The sequence below is a fragment of the Brevibacillus massiliensis genome, assembly GCF_000311785.1.
Classification (GTDB): Bacteria; Bacillota; Bacilli; order Brevibacillales; family Brevibacillaceae; genus Brevibacillus_C; species Brevibacillus_C massiliensis.
Window position 1 is genome coordinate 208,983 of sequence record NZ_HE978535.1, and the last position, 18,300, is coordinate 227,282.

Here is an 18,300-nt window from a genome sequence, read left to right on the forward strand (position 1 = left end):
GAACGGGAGTACCGGTTTTCGATTCAAGTGGAAAGTTAATCCGGATTGTAAGTTATTCTCATGACGTGACAGAGTTGTTGGAAATGGAAAAGTACCTCATTCAGATGAAGGACGAAATGGAGAGAGTAAAAAGAGAACTGGAGATGATGAGGAATCGTAATGATCTCGTTGAAGGAATTATCGCCAATAGCATGGAGATGAGGAAAGTAATCGATACATCCCTTCAGGTCGCTGAGGTAGATGTTAATGTGCTTTTATTTGGTGAATCAGGAGTTGGTAAATCGTTAATTGCCAAATTTATTCACAATAAAAGCCTGCAAAAAGACGGCCCTTTTATTGAAGTGAATTGTGGGGCCATTCCTGAATCGTTATTAAAAACGGAGTTTTTTGGCTATGAATCCGGATCTTTTACTGGGGCGAATAAAAAAGGGAAGCTTGGCCTTGCTGAAGTAGCAGAAGGGGGTACTTTATTCTTGGATGAAGTAGGTGAACTATCACTTGCAGCATGAGCCGGCCTGAGGGGGGAACAATACAAGCGGGAGGTGATTCAACCATGCGCGGCTACGATAAAGAATTTCAACAGCAGGTAGAGGAATACCAGAAGAATCCGCCAGGCAGCCACAATCAGCACTCCGAGAAGGATCGCCACGACAAGATGGAAAAGCGGGAAACCCGCCTCGACACCAACAGTTAGGATTGGCCAAGGAGAGCATGGGGCGGTTTCAAACCTGGAAAACAGCCCCATTTATGCTTTCTTTCGCGGTTCTCTCGTGTTATGCTACCAATTGATAGCTGTGAGAAGAGGGATGTTTGTGGAAGACCAGGTTTTGCTGTTTCAATTGCGGCTGCCATTGATGAATGTTCTAGCGAAAAAACGGATAACCGACCCTACCCCGATCCAACAGAAGGCGATACCCGCGATTCTCGCCGGCAGGAACGTCATTGCAGAATCTCCGACGGGAACGGGAAAGACGCTGGCATACCTGCTGCCCCTGTGTGAGCGGCTCGACGAGAACAACAAAGAGCTGCAAGTACTCATCCTGGCACCTACCCATGAACTGGCGATGCAAATTGCCCGCGAAGCGGAAGTGCTTGTACATACATTAGGCCGAACCGTCGTCGCTTTGATCGGCGGGGCTGATCCCAAACGGCAAATCGAAAAGCTGAAGACACACCCTGCAGTGGTCGTAGGTACTCCCGGGCGGGTAAAGGAATTGGTCGAACAGCGTAAGCTGAAACTCCACCAGGTAAAGAGCGTCGTGGTGGACGAAGCGGACCGTCTGTTGGATCCGGGATTTGCCGGGCCTGTTCAGGAGATCTTGAAACGGACGCTGCGCGACACCCAGCGGTTGTTCTTCTCCGCAACGATTCCCGACGCCGTCAGGGAACTGCTGTTGGCACAGACAGCCGATCCGGAGGTGATCAAGGCGGAGGCTCCCGCAGGCGGACACAGCGTCTTGCATTTTTTCCTGCGCAGCGAGGAGCGCAAAAAAGTAGATACGCTGCGCCGCTTGTTGCGGCTGGTCAATGCCAAGGCAGCGATCGTGTTTGTCAATGAGCTGGACAAAGTAGAGGAAATTCAGGTCAAGCTGAGCTATCACAGACTGGAATGCCGGCTGATTCACCGCGATTCCAGCAAGCTGGAGCGGGAGCAGGCGCTCACCGCCTTTCGCGAGGGCAGATACCCCGTTCTGATCGCGACGGATGTAGCCGCCCGCGGGATTGACATTCCCGAGGTAGAGCTCATCGTTCACTTTGATCCCGCCGCTGACGCCGACGCCTATCTGCACCGCAGCGGGCGGACCGGAAGGATGGGAGCGGCGGGACTCGTCTTTTCCATCGTGACACCCAAGCAATTGTTTATTGTGGAGAAGTTCTCCAAAAAAACAGGAATTCCCATCGAGGAACGGGTCATGTCATACGGGGCTCTGGTCGAGCCGGAGCAGCTGCGGCCGCAGACAAACCGGGGAGCGCAGCAGGCACATAAGAATCCCGCATTTCGTTCAAAGTATAAGCGTAAAGGAAATCGAACGCACTAAGGGGGGAACGGAGTGCGAAAGGACCGCCTGTACGAAGAAAACTTGCTCGTGGGCGGCGTGGCCGGCGGCGAGGATCTGTCCAAAAACGAGCGGCAAACGCTGAGACGGGAAGCATCCGAGCTGAAGCAGCGCATGGAGCAGGCAAGACAGCAGGAGATAAAGGAATAACACCAGCAGAAGAGCAGCGGCGTACTTTGGTGCGCTGCTTTTTGTCGCCTGGATGGCGGAGCGGGCAAAGTGGATGGTATAATCGTGGCATTGCTGCGGCATAAACGTCAGTGGGCATAAGCCAACCGCAAGGAGATTTCGTTGATGAATTTTTTGATTGATTGTGTATCGTTTTACTTGATTGAACAACAGGAGGAAGAGAACGGTCCCAAGCGCGTTCGGCTGGGCAGGACGCTCTCTGGCGAAGAGTACCAGCAAAGCGAGCTGCGCCCGTTTTTGGAAGGCGAATTTTCCCGCATCGCCAAGCGCAAGGCGGAGCAGCATCCGCGCAGCGAGGGAAGTCCGACAAAGCTGGGCCAGTTTGTCATCGAAGAGGGCTTCACCCTCGACTCCAATCCCAATTACGCACTGTTTCAGAGAGCGCGGCAGGCGGCAACACCCGACGAATTTGCCGCTGCCTGCGAGCCGTTCGTCCAGTCTTATCTGCGTACATCGCAGGTGCGGAGCGGGGTGCTGCTGTTCGTCAAAGCAGTGTTGGAACGCTACGAGGACCGCTTTTTGTTTATCCTCAAATGCGACTTTGAACAAAAAACGGCAGTGATTACCGACGAGAAAAGTTTGATCGCTAACGTAAATATGGCGATCAACGCGAAAAACATGAAATCCATTCTCTACCCGCACTTGATCGAGCCGGGCATGGTGGACGAGTACCACGTCAAGATCCATCAGTTCTCCCACGCCCGCTATTTCGAGGAATTTCTCAAGTACATCCAGTATCCGGAGACTGCAAGCGAGATCGTCTCCCGGGAAGTCGTCTCATTGGCCCGCCAGTATATCGAACAGACGTTCCTGGACGAGCCCGAGGAGCGGCAGCGGGAGGAGGAAGCGGTGGAGCTGATGGCCGCCAGTCCCAAGCGGACGCTGGCGGAAAAGTGGGACCATGAAACCGTCATGGAAGCGGCTCAGATCATCGCGGAAAGCCAGCCGCAGTTGGAGTTGAAGCTGAAACTGGACCACATGAGCGTGAAAACGCTGCTGGCTGACTACGGTACCCAGATCCATATCGCGAAGAGCAACGGACGCTACTTGATCCTGCTGGAAGGGGAGATGCTGGAATTTGAGCGGGGGGTTTCGCCGGTAGAATTCTTAAAGCCCAAACAGCTCCATGAGATCGTCCGGGAATTGGAACAGCGCTCGCAGACCGCCGCCGCTGCAGAACGGCCAATCGATGAACCTGAAGACAGTCCGCCGTGGTAACCGTGCCGCGCGCGAGAAGGAGGACTACATGCCCGAGGAACGACAGCAGCGCACGCAAAACTCGCTGAGACGGCGGGTGGCAGAGCTCTTAAACCGCGAATTGCCGGAAGGGTGGAGCTGCCGTGAAAGCGTTGATCAACACGACCAATTGATTCTGGTGCGGGACCGTGAAGGAGAGACGACACAGCGGACCCCATCGTGTACGCCCTGGACCAGGACAAGGGCTACCTGATCATCGATCATGCCATGCTGGACGAAGCGAGGTGGGAGGAACAGGAGTTTCACCAGCTGGCGATGGCCAATCTGCAGCGGCTTGGCGTGCCTGTTCGCACCCAGGAGCTTGGCGGCAGCCGCCTGCATTTTATCAGCCCGCAGGACGGGTATGCGGCGAGCCGGATATTGCTTCCCGGTCTCTTGGATCGGTACGACCGGCAGAAGCAGGGCGTGATGCTCCGCATCAAGACTCCCTGATCCTCGCTGATATACGAGATGCGAAGGGAGCAGAGTTGCTCGCCCGCCTTGCGTACGACTTTGCCACCAAGGGAGATGTCCCGATCACGCCGATCCCTTTTGCATGACGGCGAGCTGGAGCCCTATCTGATCGTCAAGAAGTAAAGAGGGGGGACTGCCGCTGGTATGCCGCTTCAGGCGGGATTCGTCCATGCGGCAGCTACATCTCCCCGATCCGCCGAGCCAACCGCAGAAAGCGCCCGGCTTCGTGCAGCAGCCAGTACCTTTGCCGGGGGCCGTAGATGTACTGGTGCTCTGCTTGCTCAAGCATCCGCGCACTTCGCTCCCGATCCCCCATGATGTCTGCCCACTCGCCCATCACCATCCAAGGAAAAAAATCGCCAGTCTTAAACCTGTCATAGTAGGGGAAATGTTCTGTCAGGCATCCGTACAGGTGTGAAGCGATCGGACCGGCGGCGGGGATGATGCCGTACAGGACGGGAAACGCCTGGCTGGTGGCATCGGGGTACCACTTCCCCCAGTTGGGCAGCACCCGGTCGTATACGGCAAAACACTGCTTTTTTACGCTGTAGGTAGACAAGATGCCCTGGCGGCACTGCTCGGCTTTCTCAAGCGCCAGTTTCGCGCGCTCCCCGTCCCCCAAGCCGGCAAAGATCCAGCCGGCGTCAGCCAGCCCCTGCGCCACTTCGCAGTTGTCCATTACATACTTTACTCTCCACGACTCCTTCGCCCAGGTCAATCCGTCCGGCTGCTGCAGGCGGAGCAGCGCTCGCAGCATATCAGCCAGCTTGTCATGGACGCCGGTAGGCCAGTTTGGATTGTCTGTACGTTCGATCCAGGCTCGCAGCAGGCTGAAAAAAGTAGCGTGGTAGCTGTCTTCGCTGTCCGCTTTGCCGGTGTCGCATTCTTCTTCGCCCCGCAGCCGAAAATCGTTGACGTAACCGCGAGGCGTCACGTGGTTGAGATACCACACGAGATGGCCCATGACCGCATCTGCCTCGCCGAGCTCGACGAGAGCGGCCAATGCGATGTTGGTGAAGTAAGGGTTGATTACATCGCTGTGCGGTGCCAGGCGAAAGGTGCCGCTCGGCAGCTGGCAGCGCAGCATAAAAGCTTTTTGGCCGTTCTGACGTTCACTCATCTTTTTTTTCCTCACTCCGGGATAACTTCTCGGCCAGCCAAATGCCGGCATCTGCCAGATTCAGCCCCTGGACGTAGTCATCCTGGGTCATCATCAGCAGGGGATCACCCGGTTTGCTAAAAAAGAGCTGGATATTCTTTGCAAAAGAGACCAGCGGAGAGCTGGGATCGAGCACATGGCCGCCGTGTTCATCGAGGTAATCAAGCCACTTCTCGTCCCGGTACCAATCCGTCCCGTCAGCGGCCGGCTGCTCGCTGTCAGCCCAAACCTCGTTCAAGCGGGGACTGTAGAGTTTGGGCTTGCCGGCCAGCAGTTTGCCGCCTGACAATCGCTTCGTGTACGCAGCAGCGGCTTCGGTTGCCCTGACAGGTGAGAACAGGTGGGGCCAAAAGTCCGCACGCGAGCCGGTGTGGGGAGTCTGACAGGCCCAGTTCTTGATCTTTTGCAGTGTGTCGCGATGGGAAAAGAGGAGTGCATATAAAGCTTTTCCCGCTTCAATCCGCTCTGTGACGGAAGGAAAATGACGGATGGCGATGCCGATCAGCTTGGGCGGGGCGGCGCTGTCCCCGTCGCGGTAAGGAAACAAGACTTGATTGAGCGAGAGGATGCACTGCGCCAAAAACGGAAAAGACTGGAGCACCTGCTCTTGATAGAAATTCTGCTGCACAACCCGCTGGTGGATGTACTGCTGCTCATTGACGATCAAGCCGCGGGTCAGCCGGGTGGCGTCCCGGGTGCTAAGGAATTCCTTCCAGAGCGGAATCATGAAGCGGGAAACCCCCAGCTGGGGCAGCAAGTGGGTCAAATCCCGATGGTCTGCTTTCATCTGTTCGTACAGCAGCAGCTGTGCGTAGGCATCGTGAAAGATGAGCCAGTTAGAGCGTTCCAGGAAGGCAAAAAAAGCGTCAATTTTATCGCCGGATAGCAGCCGTGGCAGCCAATCACCGCGCAGATCCGTCATGCTCCAGCCGCCGTTGCGGGACACCAGGTGAGCCAGCAAGGCCCAGTCCACTTCCGGATGGCGGCGATAAAACGACAGGTATGCAGCCGTCCGTGTGAGGTTGTTGCGGTTGGCGAGTGCGGTAGAACGCCTGATTTTGTGAATCAGGTCTTGTGCAGTTTCGGTCGCTGTGGACATCGGCAAACCCCCCTATCCTGAATCTAGGCTCTCCGCTTTTTTCCCATCATATGCAAAATCCGCCCGGCTGCCTCACTTGAGGAATACAGCTTGCGATGTTCGCTTCCATTGACTACAGTGAAGAGGGGGGATCAGAATGCACATTGAAGTGACAAAAACGGCGAGAGAAAAAATCAAAGACGCTGCACCGGCGGGCAGTGTCCTGCGCGTTAACGGAGAGCTCGCCGGCGGCTGCGGGATGAACGTGGAATACAGTCTCGTCTGGGACGAACCCGGAAGGGCGGGCAGGATCACCGAGCAGGACGGGCTGTCAATCGCCGTAGACCCGGAGACGGAGCAGTTTATCGGAGCTTCCGCATTGAAGATTGACTACGCGGAACGTCAGGGGTTTAAGCTGATTACGCCCGGCGAGATTCTCGCCTACGGGCTGACGCTGCGAGAACGCTGGGGTTGAGCGGAAAAAAACGTTGTCCATCAGGTCTGGGACAACGTTTTTCCTTTTTCAAGACTTGGGGAAAAATTGCAAAATAAAGGCCGTAATACCCGCAGCGATCAATGGACCGACGGGGACGCCGCGAAAAACGGCCACGCCGATGATCGTCCCGACCAGAAGCCCCGTGACCGCAAGCGGACTTTGCGTCATGTAATCGGCGCCGCGACCGCCAAGGTAAGCTACCAGGATCCCCACTACGACCGCTACAAGCGAGTGCCAATTGGTGAAGGTCCGCCACAACTGGTCCGGGCTGATTTTTCCGCTTGCGACAGGGGAGAGCACACCGATCGTCAAAATGATAATTCCCACCTGCAGCCCGTACTGCTCCAGAAGCGGAAAAGCCCGGTCAAAGTGAAGCAGTCTGATCAAGAGCAGCACGGCTATGGAGATAGAGATCGAAGAATTATTGCCAATAATGCCGATGGCAAGCAGCAGCAGCAAGATCAGGTTGGTAAAATCCATCTGCCTCACGCTCACCTTCTCTCCAGCATGCCAACGGGAAATCCGGTTTGTTCTTCAGAGCCGGCAAACCGCCCCCAGGCGAACACACCGTTAAAATAATCGATGGTAAATGGCTGTTCATGTCCGTATACCTGGTACGTCTGGCCGACGAAGAATTCCTTGGTTCCGAGGAAGTAGGATTTTGCCAGAAAAAATTTTTGCTGGAGTATGGAAAAACCGACGGTATCTCCCGCCTTCTGCTTCTCCTCTGCTTCTCTTCGGAGCCGTTCCATTTCGATTTGCAGTTCGGCTAATGTCATTTGACTGTAGAGCTGCAAGCTCATCACTTCCTTTCCAACATGTTTCATTATAGCAAAAACATGAAGGCGATTTGTACAGCGGCCATCGAGAATGTTGGTATTGTACGATCGGTACGCGCTACATTAAAATGTGGTAGAGACAAATACGACGAGGAGATGGTCGCGTTGCCCGAACGCTTTGAAACCCAAACAGTTCATCTGAAAGGCTCCCATGAAATCAAAGATGTAAGCAAAACAACGCCAATCTATCAAACCTCCGTCTTTTCTTTTCCGGGACTGGAGGAGGTGGAACAGTACTATCGGGGCGAACGCGGTTATCTGTACACGCGCAACGGCAACCCGAATCAGGCACAGCTGGCGGATGCCGTCGCACGTCTGGAGCAGGCGGAAAAAGGCGTCAGCGCCGCTTCGGGCATGGGGGCGATCATGGCCGGCCTGCTCGCGGTGCTGTCCCCGGGAGATCATCTGCTGGTCTCTCACGAAATATACGGGGGGACCTACGCGCTGCTGCAAAAAGAACTTTCCCGGCTGCAGATTCCATTTGACGTCATCGACTTGAATCGGGCTGAATCGCTGGCTCCCTACGTCAAAGAAAATACGAAAATGTTGTATTTTGAAACGATTACCAACCCTTTGCTCACGGTAGTTGATATGCCGTTTTGGTTGAAACAGGCAGGGCAGCACGGACTGATCACGATGGTAGACAACACGTTTGCCACGCCGTATCTGGTGCAGCCGATCCGCTACGGGGCCGATCTGGTCGTCCACAGCGCGACAAAGTACATTGGCGGACACAGCGATGTTACGGCAGGGGTTCTGGTTGGACGCGCCGATTTGATCGGGCGGGCGCAAGAGATCGTGGTGAACTACGGCGCCTCACTCAGTCCGTTCGAAGCCTGGCTGGCAGCCCGCGGGTTAAAAACGCTGGCGGTCAGAATGGAGCGCCAATGCGACAACGCAGCCCAGGTGGCCGCCTTCCTTGCCCGGCATCCGGCCGTCGAGGCGGTATACTACCCGACGGAAGCCTCTACGGCGTTTTTCCACCGCAATCACCAGGGGGCGATGATCTCGTTTCGTCTCGCCGATGAAAGCAAGATCTACCCGTTTTACCGCTCGCTTCGCTGGATCGAATTCGCTCCTTCCCTGGCAGGTGTAGAGACGACGGTCTCCCATCCGGTGACGACTTCACACCGTGCTTTTACAGAGGAACAGCGCCGGGCCACGGGCATCACGATGGGACTGGTTCGGCTGTCGGTAGGAATTGAGGCTCTCGAAGATATCATCGAAGATTTGGAACAGGCACTATCCTGTTGAAGACAGCATTTTTCCAAGCGGCTGCCTGGGGCCGCTTTATTTTTTTGACGCAGTTCGTGACCATAACCGCACAGGCCTCGTCAATCTGGGTAGAGAACAAGGCTTGGAGGAAGAGTGATGGGGATGCCATTGGAACGGGAAGAGAAACATAACGCCTCACCACCCGAAGATGAAACAGGTTATTATGAAACGCGGGATTTTACGGAGCTGTACGACGAGTACTTTGATCGTGTCAACCGTTATCTGCGCTGTCGTGTTTACAATTCTTGGGACGCGGATGATCTGACGACGGCTGTCTTTTTGAAAGCGCTGGAAAAATTCGATCAATACAGCCGTACGCGTCCATTCGCTGCCTGGATCTTTCGGATAGCCCACAACACCTTTATCGATTACATAAGAAAAAATCGGGAGGTACCGACAGAAGACAAGTTTCTGTTAAGCGACGAGCCAGATGACACCTGGCAGCCCGAACAGCAGGCTTTATCGAAAGAAACGCTGGCCACGCTGCTGGAGCGGCTGGACCGCCTGACACAGGATCAGCGGGATGTGCTGTCGCTGCGCTACTTTGCCGAATTGAAGATTTCTCAGGTGGCAGATGTTCTGGGCAAAACCGAGTCCAGCGTGAAGATGATAGCATACCGCGGTCTGCAGCAGCTGCAGAAGTTGTACAAGGAGGGTGACCGAAATGAGGGAAAATGAGCACAATGGGATGGACAAACGTCACGATACGACAATAGCCCAATTGCTGACCCACCTCGGGCATGTCCGCCAGGCGGTCCCCGTTAATTACAAATTAAAAGCAGAGTTAAAACAGCGGCTGCTGGAACAGATGAAGCAAATGCAGAAGCAGCAGCAGGGAGCGGTGCCGGTCAAGCGATCCCGCCGCGGCCTCTGGTGGTTTGGCGGCGGGATGATCGCCCTGTCGATCGCCGCTTGCATGGTATTTTTGCCGAATGACGGCCTGCGGCTGCACGAACAAACTGTCCTTGCCATTCCGGCGGAAGAAACCGCGAGGCAGGTATCCATATCCCCGCGGGGAGACAGGATCGCCTATCTGACCGACAACGCCAGACTGCATGCCTATCCGGTCGATCATCCGGAGGATAAGGATTTGTTTTCCTTGCCTTCTACTTCGGGCAGGTATGAGTCGGTTGTCTGGTCCAACAGCAGTCAGCGGATCGCTGTACTGGAGCAGACAGAAGGGGCCTCCCGCCTCTGGATGATGCAGTTTAACGACGGCGGGGGGCAAGCGAGCACCCAGCTCTTGTGGGAAGAAACGGGTGCACAGGTAGCTGACGTAAGCTGGTCGCCGGATGGCCGGCAGATCGCTTACACCAAGGTGAAAGGCGACAAAGCCGAGGTATGGATCAACAACCTGGCCACTTACCGGGAGAACAAGCTGGCAGAAGGGAGTCAGCCTGATTGGTCCTCGGACGGCAAGCGGATCGCCTATGTGCAAGACGGGGTGATCCAGGTGGCCGATCTGACTCGCGGCGTTACGGCAAAGGCGGCGAGCGGTACGCAGCCTTCCTGGCAAAGCCCGGATCGGTTTACGTATCTCTCCGCAGAAGGGCGTCTGATGCAGGCCCGCCTGAACGAGCAGACAGGGACATTTGACACGCTCGCTGTTCCCTTGTACAGAGGGGTGTCGCTGAAAAGTGCCGAGTGGGCCAGGGATGGAAAGCATCTGCTGGTGGCCAAACAGACCAAACAGGGAATAGTCTTTGCCGTCGTCCGCCGCGAATAAGGTGTACACTGTAGGAAAAGAGGGGAAGCCGGATGTGGAAATGGCTGATCGTGTTTGCCGCTCTGTTTGCCTGCATATTGGCAAATCCGGCCGCAGCAGCCGAAAACAGTATCGAAATGTCTGTCGATGTTCCGCTCGACGGATTGATGAAATACAGCCAATGGTCAAGAATCAAGGTGACGATCACAAACCGGGGGGACGCTTTTACCGGATTGATCGGGGTAGGTCCCAGATCGGCGGGCAGCAAGTGGCGGGACGGCATCGTCCGCCAGGAGATCACGCTTGGGCAGGGCGAGACGAAGCAAATCACCTTTGACCTTCCCGTGGAAGAACTCAGCGATCGGGCAGAGGTGGTTACGCTTGTTCGCGGGGACAAGGTGGCCGTCAGCAGAAATTTGCCGCCGCTTCCGGCTCAAACAGAACGGATCGCCGCCGTGGTCGACAGCAACCAGAATGCTTTTCACTTTTTATCGACGGTCAGAGGGAATGAACGCGAATACCCATTTGATCAGTTGACAGTAAAAAACATCGCCCCGAAGGCCTTGCCCGACGAGGCATGGATCTTGAACAACATCGATTTGCTGGCGCTTGGCGATGTACCGGCGGGCGCGATCACCGACCGGCAGCTAGCCGCGATCAAGGAGTGGGTAACCCGCGGCGGGGTGTTGATCGTCTCTGCCGGACCGAACCGGGACGAGTGGGTCCAGCCGTTTCGCGATCTGCTGGACATTCCGCCTGGAAGGAGCGGGATGGCGACCGATCTTGACCAATTGCGTCAATTGTCGGGGGAACGCTCTTTGCCGGTCGACTCGCTTCCGGTCTACAATCGCGATTTTCCGTTGATTAGCCACAAGCAGGTAGGCTCGGGCCTGTTCTTGTTTGTCAACTACGATATCAATGCCGAGCCGATGGCTTCCTGGCAGTATAACAGACAGCTGTGGAAAAACACCCTGCAAAAGTACAAGGCCGCCGACAGTATCATGGAAAAAGACATACACTACAACGGCATCGACATGCCCTTGCTGAATGTCAGCAGATTGATCCCTGAGGTGACCATTCCTTCTGTACAGTGGATTATCCTCATCTGGATCATCTACCTGCTCCTCGTTGCACCCGGCCTGTACCTTCTGCTGAAACGATTCGATCGCCGCGACTGGGCCTGGGGCATTATACCCGCTTTTGCGGTGCTGCTGACAATCGGCATCTACGCGATCGGCCGCCCGCAAGTAGCCAAGGAAGACGCCAGTTTTACAGTGAACAGCATCAGGATCGTCGACGAGCACATGGCAGAGGTTCATTCAGCCGCTTCGTTCTTGACGATTTCCGGGGGGAACTATGCAGTGAAGGCTGAACCTGGTTTTCTGGCGGTGCCTTATCCGGTCAAGTCGAACGCGAAAAACTTGCTGGCGAAAGAGGAAGACGGGACGCGGATCACGTACGACAACGTGCCCTATTTGTCAACGACCCAGGCCTATGGCATCGGGGTTCGTCAAAATCTCGGACACTTTAGCGCGGAGCTTTCCGTCAGCGATCTCAGACTGCGCGGAACAGTTACCAACGATACCGCGTTTGATCTGCAGCAGACGTTTGTGCAGTTGGGGATGCAGCGCATTCCACTCGGTCCTTTGAAACGGGGCGAAACGAAGCAGGTGGACGCAAAAATCGAGCAGTACATCATTCCGGGAATAGCTGATGCCGATCCCTCCGAACTGCTCAAGATGACTAGGGAAGAAAGAGTGGAGCTGACGAAACAGAATATCGGCGCCTACTTCCCCGGTGCTCCCGTTCACTTGATGGGATTCAGCGATCAAGCGCTGCCGGTCTTTCACATCGTAAGCAAGCAGCTTGCCGAGCACTACTGGAACGTCATAGCCCAGCCGATCAAGCTGATGCCGGGACCGAACGGCCGGACCGTCTACCCGTATGGTACGCTGCCGGTCAGCACGCTCAATCTTGACAGGTACAGCGATCCGAGGAATATCGCGCCGAAGGGAACCATTACCTATGAACTAGCGGTTGGCAAGGCCGACCTGCAGGTGAAACGGGTAGAGATTCCGCTTGATCTCAGTCCGTACCGTCCCTTTGAGAAAGCGATTTTGGACGTGAAGCGGGGAATGTGGCAGCCGCTGGACCGCAGCCAGCGGGTGATACTGGAGGAGAACCTCCCGCAATACCTGGGTCCCGACGGTACGATCCAGATTCGCTTTAACAATCCAACTGACCAGCGACTTTCGATGCCGCTTCCGTTCTTCCAGGTTGAAGGGGAGGAGAGATAGGATGATTCGAACAGAAGGGTTAACCAAGAGATACGGAAAGCTGGAGGCGCTGACCGATCTGAACCTCTCGATTGAACAGGGGGAGGTATTTGGCTTTATCGGACCCAACGGGGCTGGCAAGTCTACGACGATGCTGATTCTCTCCACGCTTCTGGCACCCACGTCGGGAAAGGCGTCCATTTGCGGATACGACGTGGTAACCGAACCAAAAGCTGTTCGGCAGGTGGTAGGGTATATGCCGGATTTCTTTGGCGTGTACGACAATTTAAAGGCGACCGAGTATCTGGAGTTTTACGCGAGCGCCTATCACATACCGGCAAGCAGGCGGCGGTCCCTGATTGCCGATCTTCTGGAACTGGTCAATTTGTCCAACAAAGCGGATGCTTATGTCGATTCCCTGTCCCGCGGAATGAAGCAGCGGTTAGGTCTGGCTCGCTGTCTCGTACACAGTCCCGACGTGCTCATCCTGGATGAACCGGCATCGGGATTAGACCCGCGGGCGCGAATCGAGATGCGGGAAATTCTCAAAGAGCTCAGGCGGATGGGCAAGACAATCCTGATCAGTTCCCATATTTTGCCAGAACTCGCCGAGCTGTGCGACAAGATTGGTGTCATCGAGAAGGGCAGGTTGATCGCCTGCGGAGCGGTCGACGAGGTCAGCGTCGGAACGCGCGGAATATCGGTCATGCAGCTTAAGGCTCTGGAAAAGCAGGAGGTTGCCGAGAAGCTGTTGGCGGAATTTCCTTACGTAAAACGGCTGGACAATAAAAACAGCCATTTTCGCTTTCACTTTACCGGGACAGAAGCGGACAAGGCGCAGCTTCTGCAGATGCTGATTGAAGCGGGCGTGCCCGTGGTGCATTTCGGCGAATCGAGGGAAAACCTGGAGGATGTATTTCTCGCTATTACGGAAGGGGTGGGGAGCTGATGGTCGAGTTTTTTACCAATCCGCTGATCGTCAAGGAGATGAGGGAACGCTTTCGCAGCAAGAGGACCGTCTGGATTCTGGCTCTCTACCTGTTTGTCATGGGGACGATTCTGCTGGGCTTTATTTATATTACGCAGCTTAACGAGCCCTACAACATCCTGATGCCGGGTGAAAATTACAGGGTATTTCTGCTGATGGCCGTCATCCAATTCGGCATGATCTGCTTTATCGCTCCGGCTCTGTCGGCAGGAGCGATCAGCGGCGAACGCGAGCGGCAAACCCTGAACATTCTCCTGGCAACACAGCTTTCACCGGTGAAGATTATCGTCAGCAAGCTGCTCACCTCGCTTGCCTTTATCTTCCTGTTGATCGTGGCGTCACTTCCCCTGTACAGCTTTGTCTTTCTGTATGGAGGGGTATCGCCCGCACAACTATTTATATTGGTGCTGTTTTTTGCCATAACGATTCTGTTTTTTGGTTCACTGGGGTTATTCTGTTCCACCTGGACGAAACGGACAGGGGTGAGTACGATTATTTCTTACGGTCTGGCTTTTTTCTTCGTGGCTGGTACAGGTGTCATCCTGTTTTTTCTCGTTTCTCTGCTTCAGGAGGTAAATCGGCCGGAATACACGGTTGATTATGTCTGGAACATGCCCGCGGTCCAGCTTCTTGCCGGACTTAATCCAGTTATCACCATGTTTGATATCTTGGGCCGCCCCATTGAACCTGCCTTCGAATTTTTTATTACGCCGTGGTTGTACTACGCGATCGTCTATACGGTCCTGAGCGCTGTCTTGATCGCTTGCAGCTGCTACATGCTGCAGCCGGTCCGGCGCCCGCTCAGGCTGGGACTGGGACGCCGCCGGTCATGACGGGTCCCGGCGTCTCCTGCGGCCGTTTTTTGGATTTTTTTTCACCTGCTTAGGCAGGTGTTTTTGCTTATTGACCGGAAAAGGAGTAAGATAGGATAGAAGTTTCTACCAAGTATATGAGGAAGTGAGGACATGAGCAAGGAAATGGAGAACAACCAGCTTGAAGTTGGCGACGTGATTACGCTCGATGACGAGAACGGCGAAGAGATCGGCGAATTCGAAATCGTGGCGATTTATGAAATGGACAAAAAGCAGTATGTAGCGCTCACCCCTGCATCGGAAGACGAAGAGGCCGATGAGGATATGGACGAGGAAATCGACATTTTCGTCCTGGGCCTGGATGGGGAAGAGCTGGTTCCGTTGGAAGAGGATGAAGAGGATGCTGCATACGCCAAGCTAAATGAAATCCTCGACGACATCGAACTCACAGAACACGACCACGATCACGACCATAAATAAGCTGTGCACGAAAAAGCGGCGATGCTGAATCGCCGCTTTTTCCGTTCATACCGGGTCAAGAACCCGTGGGGGGCGTGTTTCTCAAGAAAAAAGAGACGAACAAACCGGCGATGGTAATCAGCGTTGCGACGATAAACGCATCGTTGATCCCGTCGATTGAGGATTGCCGGGCCGCCATACTGTTGATCAGGGAAATGGCGATGCCCTGTCCCGACTCCGGAGCAAGACCGGCTGAGGCTGCCAAGTCCTGCCCAAGCTGATTGATCGAATCGGTAATATAGGTGTTGGTTGACGTGATCGCATTCGCATAATCGGCCAGATGATCAGTGGTTCGCGTCGACATGATCGTCACCAAGAGAGCGGTGCCCATGGAGCTGGCGATCTGCCTTAGCGTATTGGCCATCGCCGTTCCGTGGCTGCTGAGAAACCGCGGCAGTTGGTTCAAACCTGCAGTCATGATCGTCATCATGATAAAAGACATGCCGAAGCTGCGGGCGCAGTACAGCCACAAGATATGGGTGTAGGAGGATTCCGATGTCAGCTTGCTAAACTCGTAGGTGGTAAACGTGGTGATCAACAGGCCGATGATCGCCAGCGGCCGAATCCCGAAGCGGTCGAACAGGGCTCCCGCTATCGGCGACATGATGCCCATCACGATCGCGCCCGGCAAAAGCAGCAGGCCGGACTCCAACGGGGTAAAGCCGCGGATGTTTTGAATGTAGATCGGCAGCAGCAGCATCGCTCCGAACATCGCCATGTTGACGATGATGCTGACGATCGTCGTCAAGGTAAAGATATCGTATTTGAACACCCGCAGGTCCAGCATCGGATCCTCGGTCGAAAGTTCCCGCCAGACGAAGAGGATGAGAAAAAATATCCCGATTCCCAGTGAGCCCAGGACCGTTCCGCTCGTCCAGCCCTTGCTGCCGGCTTCGCTGAGCCCGAACAGCAACGCCCCGAATCCGATCGTGGAAAAAATGGCGCCCAGCGTATCGAATTTCGGATACGTCGGTTTGGATATATTGGTCAGCCATTTCAACGCCAGCAGGATTTCGATGATTCCCAAGGGCACCATCATGTAGAACAAGATCCGCCAGGAGTAGCTCTGCACGATATAACCGGATAAAGTGGGCCCGATGGCGGGAGCAAACATCATCGCAATCCCCATCGTCCCCATCGCTTTTCCCATCTGTTCACGGGGAAAGACCCTGAGGAAAACATTCGTCACCAGGGGCATGAGAATTCCTGCGCCCGCCGCCTGTATCAGCCTCCCCGTCAACACCAGGGAAAAAGTGGTGGAGATGCCGCAGACGGCCGATCCCAAGGTAAAGAACAGCATGGCGGTGATAAACAGGCTTCGGGTCCCGAAGGTTTCAATTAAAAATGCACTGATCGGTATCAACACGGCATTTACCAGCATAAAACCGGTAGACAGCCACTGAACGGTTGTCGTCGTGACGTTCAAATCAGTCATTATGTGCGGGATCGCGACATTGACCAACGTCTGATTGAGGATGGCTACGAACATCCCAAGGACCAGGACAACGATGACGCGCCCGATTTTCATGTTTTCCATTCTTTTTGTACTCCTATTTGTGAATTCTCACCGTGACGCTCATGCCGGGCACCAGCGTAAGTCCCCTGTACCCCTCCAAGGCGATTGTAACGGGGATGACCTGGGTTACTTTCGTGTAGTTTGCCGTCGTATTGCCGGCGGGCAAAAGCGAAAAGGTGCCGGCCGTAGCCAAGCTTGGAGACTGTTCCTGTGAGAGCCGTCCCGGGAAACGCATCTACGTAGACATCTACCATCTGTACGACAGTGAAGGCGGCCATACCGAGGCCCTGGCGGAAGCGATTGCAGAAGGAGCTCGCGAGGTGGAGGGGGCGGAAGTGTACTTGCATCACGTAGACAACGCCAACGTTCGCGATCTCGCGGCGGTGGACGCGATCATTTGGGGCTGTCCCGGCCACTTTGGAACCATCAGCGCTGGACTGAAAGCCTGGATTGACAAACTGGGATACTTGTGGGCGGAAGGAAAGCTGGTCGACAAAATCGGCGCCGTTTTTTGTACGACGGCAACCGAGCACGGCGGAATTGAGGCGACGATGCTCAACCTGATTACACCGATGCTGCATCAGGGGATGATTATTGTCGGATTGCCGGCCAACCTGCCTGAAAACGCCCTGTACGGCAGCTATTACGGAGTCGGGATCACCTGTCCGGTAGAAACATCGCCGGATGATCCGCCCAACCTGCCCTCCAGCTCGGACCTTGCGCTTGGCCGGGCGCTCGGACGCCGGGTGGCCCAAACGACCAAAAGATTCTCCGCCGCCCAAACTTAGTGCAAGGGGAGGCGTCTACATGACACTCATCGTATTTGGCATCGTCGCTCTGATCGCCATCGTGTTTTTGATCGTGTTCAACGTCCGGGCAGCAGGACAACGGAGGAAAAAAGTCGAGGAAGCGCCACAGGAAGTCAGCGAACCGCAGCGAGAAGAAGCTCCCGCCCCGCAGCAAACGACGCAAAGACGGAAGCGCGATCCGTTAAAAATGGAGGATGATGCCTATCGGCAGGCCTTGCGGCAATTTCAAACCGGTGCCAAGAAAAAACCGACCCGCCACATTTCGGACGAAGATTATCGGGAGGCTCTGCGAAAGATGAAACAAGAGGAGTAAGGCAAAGCCGGAGGTGAGGGTCCCTTCCGGCTTGCCTGTTTTTTGGGAGAAAGCCGGGCAGACAAAAACAACCCTGCCGCAGTAGAGTTGTCGCCTACTCGGGCGCTACCCCATTTTAATGATGTTGTCTTTCAGATCCCTGACAGCGAGAATACAGGTGTAGTCCGTTTCCTCCAGTTCCCGCACAAGCGCGGAAGCCTCGTCTTTGGTGAGGCCGAGATGTTCCAGCTTGCTGCGCAGTTCTTTGCCGCCGTTGTCAAAAAACTGTGCTTTGCTGTCAAAGTCGCCCACCGCGTCTTCGAAGTGTTTGCTGTACTTGTAATAATTGTCCCGCTGGTTGGAGTGATTTTTGTCCGGATTCCACTTGAGGACGTAAATGTCATCCCGTTTGTAGCCGGAGGAGTTGAGCGCCTGGATGTCGGATACGAGCTCCTGATCGTAGCGGTGAAGTTTGACAAACGGTTTTGTGGCACTGATCATGTACATCACCCTTTCTGTGAAAAACGTGGGTTTCAGGTGTTAGTTTGCCCGGAGCCAACCGGAATACACGATTTTTTTT

Annotated in this window: 21 protein-coding genes and 3 pseudogenes; 17 read left to right on the forward strand and 7 right to left on the reverse strand. The window is 54.9% G+C overall.

Features of this window, described 5'->3' with window-relative positions; genetic code table 11:
- The 7 genes and pseudogenes from HGBM_RS26165 to HGBM_RS30125 all read left to right on the forward strand — a co-directional run.
- Positions 1–500 (forward strand): annotated as a pseudogene (locus HGBM_RS26165) (sigma 54-interacting transcriptional regulator); the annotation flags it as partial.
- A 53-nt stretch (positions 501–553) separates the two neighbouring features.
- Positions 554–694, forward strand: coding sequence for a hypothetical protein (locus tag HGBM_RS31010; protein WP_019119259.1), 141 nt, complete (start codon positions 554–556; stop codon positions 692–694).
- Between the two features lie 112 nt (positions 695–806).
- Positions 807–2,039, forward strand: a complete 1,233-nt coding sequence (locus HGBM_RS01100) for a DEAD/DEAH box helicase (protein ID WP_035286189.1) — start codon at positions 807–809, stop codon at positions 2,037–2,039.
- A gap of 12 nt (positions 2,040–2,051) precedes the next feature.
- The gene (locus tag HGBM_RS31015; protein WP_019119261.1) at positions 2,052–2,207 is read left to right on the forward strand and encodes a hypothetical protein; all 156 of its coding nucleotides are present in this window, start codon (positions 2,052–2,054) and stop codon (positions 2,205–2,207) included.
- A gap of 144 nt (positions 2,208–2,351) precedes the next feature.
- Positions 2,352–3,464, forward strand: coding sequence for a DUF3900 domain-containing protein (locus tag HGBM_RS01110; RefSeq protein WP_019119262.1), 1,113 nt, complete (start codon positions 2,352–2,354; stop codon positions 3,462–3,464).
- A gap of 28 nt (positions 3,465–3,492) precedes the next feature.
- Positions 3,493–3,696 (forward strand): hypothetical protein, encoded by a 204-nt coding sequence (locus HGBM_RS30120; protein WP_147512760.1) that lies wholly within the window; start codon positions 3,493–3,495, stop codon positions 3,694–3,696.
- A pseudogene (locus tag HGBM_RS30125) lies at positions 3,663–4,042 on the forward strand (DUF1444 family protein). Before HGBM_RS30120 ends, HGBM_RS30125 begins: the two are co-directional and overlap by 34 nt.
- 92 nt (positions 4,043–4,134) lie before the next feature.
- On the opposite strand, the gene HGBM_RS01120 reads toward HGBM_RS30125, so the two are convergent.
- Both HGBM_RS01120 and HGBM_RS01125 read right to left on the reverse strand, forming a co-directional pair.
- A complete protein-coding gene (locus HGBM_RS01120; RefSeq protein WP_019119264.1) occupies positions 4,135–5,076 on the reverse strand; it encodes a hypothetical protein in 942 nt (313 codons plus the stop codon).
- Entirely contained in the window at positions 5,069–6,214 is a 1,146-nt protein-coding gene (locus HGBM_RS01125) for a DUF2515 family protein (protein WP_019119265.1), read from the reverse strand. The genes HGBM_RS01120 and HGBM_RS01125 overlap by 8 nt, the downstream gene beginning before the upstream one ends.
- Positions 6,215–6,350: 136 nt before the next feature.
- Here HGBM_RS01125 and HGBM_RS01130 point away from each other — a divergent pair, with 136 nt between their 5' ends.
- Positions 6,351–6,668: an iron-sulfur cluster biosynthesis family protein gene (locus HGBM_RS01130; RefSeq protein ID WP_019119266.1), complete on the forward strand. Its 318-nt coding sequence runs from the start codon at positions 6,351–6,353 to the stop codon at positions 6,666–6,668.
- A 48-nt stretch (positions 6,669–6,716) separates the two neighbouring features.
- Here HGBM_RS01130 and HGBM_RS01135 read toward each other — a convergent pair whose 3' ends face one another.
- The gene (locus tag HGBM_RS01135; RefSeq protein ID WP_019119267.1) at positions 6,717–7,169 is read right to left on the reverse strand and encodes a DUF441 domain-containing protein; all 453 of its coding nucleotides are present in this window, start codon (positions 7,167–7,169) and stop codon (positions 6,717–6,719) included.
- An 11-nt stretch (positions 7,170–7,180) separates the two neighbouring features.
- Positions 7,181–7,486: a DUF1811 family protein gene (locus tag HGBM_RS01140; RefSeq protein ID WP_019119268.1), complete on the reverse strand. Its 306-nt coding sequence runs from the start codon at positions 7,484–7,486 to the stop codon at positions 7,181–7,183.
- Between the two features lie 138 nt (positions 7,487–7,624).
- Between HGBM_RS01140 and HGBM_RS01145 the strand changes: the two genes are divergently transcribed.
- The 7 genes from HGBM_RS01145 (at position 7,625) to HGBM_RS01175 (ending at position 15,064) form a co-directional block, all read left to right on the forward strand.
- Positions 7,625–8,782, forward strand: a complete 1,158-nt coding sequence (locus tag HGBM_RS01145) for a trans-sulfuration enzyme family protein (protein ID WP_035286190.1) — start codon at positions 7,625–7,627, stop codon at positions 8,780–8,782.
- A gap of 123 nt (positions 8,783–8,905) precedes the next feature.
- Positions 8,906–9,481: an RNA polymerase sigma factor gene (locus tag HGBM_RS01150; RefSeq protein ID WP_245552868.1), complete on the forward strand. Its 576-nt coding sequence runs from the start codon at positions 8,906–8,908 to the stop codon at positions 9,479–9,481.
- Positions 9,468–10,529 carry a PD40 domain-containing protein gene (locus HGBM_RS01155; RefSeq protein WP_019119271.1) on the forward strand — a complete coding sequence of 354 codons (1,062 nt, stop codon included), beginning with the start codon at positions 9,468–9,470 and terminating at the stop codon, positions 10,527–10,529. The genes HGBM_RS01150 and HGBM_RS01155 overlap by 14 nt, the downstream gene beginning before the upstream one ends.
- Positions 10,530–10,561: 32 nt before the next feature.
- Positions 10,562–12,805, forward strand: coding sequence for a hypothetical protein (locus HGBM_RS01160; protein WP_019119272.1), 2,244 nt, complete (start codon positions 10,562–10,564; stop codon positions 12,803–12,805).
- 1 nt (position 12,806) lies between these two features.
- Positions 12,807–13,733, forward strand: a complete 927-nt coding sequence (locus HGBM_RS01165; RefSeq protein ID WP_019119273.1) for an ABC transporter ATP-binding protein — start codon at positions 12,807–12,809, stop codon at positions 13,731–13,733.
- Entirely contained in the window at positions 13,733–14,605 is an 873-nt protein-coding gene (locus tag HGBM_RS01170; RefSeq protein ID WP_019119274.1) for an ABC transporter permease, read from the forward strand. Before HGBM_RS01165 ends, HGBM_RS01170 begins: the two co-directional genes overlap by 1 nt.
- A gap of 132 nt (positions 14,606–14,737) precedes the next feature.
- Positions 14,738–15,064 carry a DUF1292 domain-containing protein gene (locus tag HGBM_RS01175; RefSeq protein ID WP_019119275.1) on the forward strand — a complete coding sequence of 109 codons (327 nt, stop codon included), beginning with the start codon at positions 14,738–14,740 and terminating at the stop codon, positions 15,062–15,064.
- 55 nt (positions 15,065–15,119) lie between these two features.
- On the opposite strand, the gene HGBM_RS01180 is transcribed toward HGBM_RS01175, so the two are convergent.
- Both HGBM_RS01180 and HGBM_RS30130 read right to left on the reverse strand, forming a co-directional pair.
- Positions 15,120–16,640 carry a DHA2 family efflux MFS transporter permease subunit gene (locus tag HGBM_RS01180; protein WP_019119276.1) on the reverse strand — a complete coding sequence of 507 codons (1,521 nt, stop codon included), beginning with the start codon at positions 16,638–16,640 and terminating at the stop codon, positions 15,120–15,122.
- Positions 16,641–16,653: 13 nt separating this feature from the next.
- Positions 16,654–16,876 (reverse strand): annotated as a pseudogene (locus tag HGBM_RS30130) (HlyD family secretion protein); the annotation flags it as partial.
- On the opposite strand from HGBM_RS30130, the gene HGBM_RS01185 reads away from it, so the two are divergent.
- The gene (locus HGBM_RS01185; protein ID WP_026074115.1) at positions 16,853–17,407 is read left to right on the forward strand and encodes an NAD(P)H-dependent oxidoreductase; all 555 of its coding nucleotides are present in this window, start codon (positions 16,853–16,855) and stop codon (positions 17,405–17,407) included. The pseudogene HGBM_RS30130 and the gene HGBM_RS01185 overlap by 24 nt on opposite strands.
- Before the next feature lie 19 nt (positions 17,408–17,426).
- Complete coding sequence (locus tag HGBM_RS01190; RefSeq protein WP_019119278.1) at positions 17,427–17,741, forward strand: hypothetical protein; 315 nt, start codon at positions 17,427–17,429, stop codon at positions 17,739–17,741.
- Positions 17,742–17,846: 105 nt separating this feature from the next.
- Here HGBM_RS01190 and HGBM_RS01195 read toward each other — a convergent pair whose 3' ends face one another.
- A complete protein-coding gene (locus tag HGBM_RS01195; protein ID WP_019119279.1) occupies positions 17,847–18,221 on the reverse strand; it encodes a YflT domain-containing protein in 375 nt (124 codons plus the stop codon).
- Positions 18,222–18,300 lie beyond the last annotated feature (79 nt).

Coding starts and splice junctions, on each gene's coding strand:
- HGBM_RS01165 (WP_019119273.1), top strand. CDS start 12,807: ATGATTCGAACAGAAGGGTTAACCAAGAGATACGGAAAGCTGGAGGCG.
- HGBM_RS01180 (WP_019119276.1), bottom strand. CDS start 16,640: ATGGAAAACATGAAAATCGGGCGCGTCATCGTTGTCCTGGTCCTTGGG.
- HGBM_RS01195 (WP_019119279.1), bottom strand. CDS start 18,221: ATGATCAGTGCCACAAAACCGTTTGTCAAACTTCACCGCTACGATCAG.
- HGBM_RS01175 (WP_019119275.1), top strand. CDS start 14,738: ATGAGCAAGGAAATGGAGAACAACCAGCTTGAAGTTGGCGACGTGATT.
- HGBM_RS01100 (WP_035286189.1), top strand. CDS start 807: ATGTTTGTGGAAGACCAGGTTTTGCTGTTTCAATTGCGGCTGCCATTG.
- HGBM_RS01145 (WP_035286190.1), top strand. CDS start 7,625: ATGGTCGCGTTGCCCGAACGCTTTGAAACCCAAACAGTTCATCTGAAA.
- HGBM_RS01150 (WP_245552868.1), top strand. CDS start 8,906: ATGCCATTGGAACGGGAAGAGAAACATAACGCCTCACCACCCGAAGAT.
- HGBM_RS01120 (WP_019119264.1), bottom strand. CDS start 5,076: ATGAGTGAACGTCAGAACGGCCAAAAAGCTTTTATGCTGCGCTGCCAG.
- HGBM_RS01130 (WP_019119266.1), top strand. CDS start 6,351: ATGCACATTGAAGTGACAAAAACGGCGAGAGAAAAAATCAAAGACGCT.
- HGBM_RS01110 (WP_019119262.1), top strand. CDS start 2,352: ATGAATTTTTTGATTGATTGTGTATCGTTTTACTTGATTGAACAACAG.
- HGBM_RS01170 (WP_019119274.1), top strand. CDS start 13,733: ATGGTCGAGTTTTTTACCAATCCGCTGATCGTCAAGGAGATGAGGGAA.
- HGBM_RS01125 (WP_019119265.1), bottom strand. CDS start 6,214: ATGTCCACAGCGACCGAAACTGCACAAGACCTGATTCACAAAATCAGG.
- HGBM_RS01135 (WP_019119267.1), bottom strand. CDS start 7,169: ATGGATTTTACCAACCTGATCTTGCTGCTGCTGCTTGCCATCGGCATT.
- HGBM_RS01160 (WP_019119272.1), top strand. CDS start 10,562: ATGTGGAAATGGCTGATCGTGTTTGCCGCTCTGTTTGCCTGCATATTG.
- HGBM_RS31010 (WP_019119259.1), top strand. CDS start 554: ATGCGCGGCTACGATAAAGAATTTCAACAGCAGGTAGAGGAATACCAG.
- HGBM_RS30120 (WP_147512760.1), top strand. CDS start 3,493: ATGCCCGAGGAACGACAGCAGCGCACGCAAAACTCGCTGAGACGGCGG.
- HGBM_RS01190 (WP_019119278.1), top strand. CDS start 17,427: ATGACACTCATCGTATTTGGCATCGTCGCTCTGATCGCCATCGTGTTT.
- HGBM_RS01155 (WP_019119271.1), top strand. CDS start 9,468: ATGAGGGAAAATGAGCACAATGGGATGGACAAACGTCACGATACGACA.